Annotated in this window: 1 protein-coding gene and 2 pseudogenes; 1 reads left to right on the top strand and 2 read right to left on the bottom strand. The window is 72.2% G+C overall.

The genetic code is table 11. From position 1 onward, the window contains the following. Nucleotides 1-24: 24 nt before the first annotated feature. Nucleotides 25-93, top strand: a pseudogene (locus D8M29_RS14250) (hypothetical protein); the annotation flags it as partial. An 18-nt stretch (nt 94-111) separates the two neighbouring features. Here D8M29_RS14250 and D8M29_RS11150 read toward each other — a convergent pair. Beyond that, nucleotides 112-1,683, bottom strand: a pseudogene (locus D8M29_RS11150) (CTP synthase); the annotation flags it as partial. Between the two features lie 9 nt (nt 1,684-1,692). Further along, nucleotides 1,693-2,337: tyrosine recombinase (locus D8M29_RS11145; protein ID WP_127445981.1), on the bottom strand; the 645-nt coding region annotated here is incomplete at its 5' end.

Below are 2,337 nucleotides of genomic sequence, written 5' to 3'. Positions count from 1 at the left end.
TCGAACCACATCACGCCGGACGTCGTGGTCACCTCCACATTGCGCCGTGCCGTCCGCACCGCCGAACTGGTCTGCGACGCCCTCGGGACACAGCTGCCCACGGAAGCGGTGTGGCAGCTCAACGAACTCCACGAGGGCGCCGTCCGGGGAGGTGCCGCAGATCGCGAGACCGGCCTCCTCGAGGCGGTCGCGGTAGGCGTTGTTCACCTCGTAGCGGTGGCGGTGGCGCTCGGTCACCTCGGTGGTGCCGTAGGCCTCGGCCACCACGGAGCCCGGGCGCAGGGTCGCGGGGAAGGCGCCCAGGCGCATGGTGCCGCCGAGGTCCCCCTCGCCGGCCACGATCTGCTCCTGCTCGGCCATGGTGGCGATCACGGGCGAGGCGGTCTCCGGGTCGAACTCGGTGGAGTCCGCGTCCTCCAGGCCGAGGACGTTGCGGGCGTACTCGATGACCATGGACTGCAGGCCCAGGCACAGACCCAGCGTCGGGATCCGCTGCTCGCGGGCGTGCCGCAGCGCGCCGAGCTTGCCCTCGAGCCCGCGCACGCCGAAGCCGCCGGGCACACACACGGCGTCGACGTCCGCGAGCGCCACCGCCGCGCCCTCGGGGGTGGCGCACTCGTCCGCGGCCACCCAGCGGATGCCCACCTTGGCCCGGTGGGCGAAGCCACCGGCGCGCAGCGCCTCGGTGACGGACAGGTAGGCGTCCGGCAGGTCCACGTACTTGCCCACGAGCGCCACCGTGAGCTCGTGCTCCGGGTGGTGCACGGCGTCCATGAGGGCATCCCACGCGGTCCAGTCCACGTCCTTGAACTTCAGGTCCAGGGACTGCACCACGTGGGCGTCGAGGCCCTGGTCGTGGATGACGCGGGGGATGTCGTAGATGGAGGGGGCGTCGGCGCAGTTGACGACGGCGTCCTGCGGGACGTCGCACATGCGGGCGATCTTGCCGCGGACATCGTCGGGGACGGCCCGGTCCGAGCGCAGCACGATCGCGTCCGGCTGGATGCCGATCGAGCGCAGGGCGGCCACGGAGTGCTGGGTGGGCTTGGTCTTGAGCTCCTGCGAGGGGCCGATGTACGGCACGAGGGAGACGTGCAGGAAGAAGACGTCGTCGCGGCCGACGTCCTGGCGGACCTGGCGGGCGGCCTCGAGGAAGGGCTGCGACTCGATGTCGCCGACGGTGCCGCCGATCTCCGTGATGATCACGTCCGGGGCGGGGCGGTCGCCGCGGGGCTCCGCGGGCAGGCGCATCCGGCGGCAGATCTCGTCGGTGATGTGCGGGATGACCTGGACGGTGTCCCCGAGGTACTCGCCGCGGCGCTCGCGGGCGATCACGGTGGAGTACACCTGGCCGGTGGTCACGTTGTCCAGGCCGTCGAGGTCCTCGTCGAGGAAGCGCTCGTAGTGGCCGATGTCCAGGTCCGTCTCGGCGCCGTCCTCGGTGACGAACACCTCGCCGTGCTGGAACGGGTTCATGGTGCCCGGGTCCACGTTGAGGTAGGGGTCGAGCTTCTGCATCACCACCCTGAGCCCGCGCGCCTTGAGCAGGTGGCCGAGCGAGGAGGCCGTGAGCCCCTTGCCGAGGGAGGAGGCGACACCGCCGGTCACGAACACGTGACGGGTGACGCGCGTGGACGTCTGAGTACGAGAAGTTCGTTTCACCACGGATTTTGAGCGTATCAGGTGCGGGGCTCAGCGCGCGCGCGGATGCGCGGCGGAGTAGACCTCGCGCAGGGAGTCCACGGTGACGAGGGTGTACACCTGCGTGGTGGTCACGGACGCGTGCCCGAGCAGCTCCTGGACCACGCGGACGTCCGCGCCGCCGGCCAGCAGGTGCGTGGCGAAGCAGTGGCGCAGGGTGTGGGGCGAGACGTCCGCCTCGAGGCCGGCGCGCTCGGCCGCCCGCTTCAGCACGGCCCACGCGGACTGCCGGGAGAGCCGGCCCCCGCGGGCGTTGACGAACAGGGCGGGCGTGGAGCGTGTGACTCCCGTCATGATCGTGGGCCGTCCCCGCACCAGCCATGCGTCGAGCGCGGCGGCCGCGTAGGAGCCGATCGGCACCACGCGCTCCTTGGACCCCTTGCCGAACAGGCGGACCACGGGCTGGCCGCCGTCGTCCCCGGTCTGCGCGAGCCCCACCACGTCGTCGACGTCGAGGCCGACCACCTCGGAGATGCGGGCGCCGGTGCCGTAGAGGAACTCGAGCAGCGCGCGGTCCCGCAGTCCGGCGGGGGTGTCGACGGGCACGGCCTCCAGCAGCGCCGTCACCTGCTCCACGGGGAGCGCCTTCGGCAGGCGGTCGCCCGGCTTCGGCGGGTGGACGTCGCGGGCGGGGTG

The organism is Micrococcus sp. HSID17227 (genome assembly GCF_003989405.1).
GTDB classification, from domain to species: domain Bacteria; phylum Actinomycetota; class Actinomycetes; order Actinomycetales; family Micrococcaceae; genus Micrococcus; species Micrococcus luteus.
This window is presented reverse-complemented; position numbering and strand designations above follow the sequence as displayed.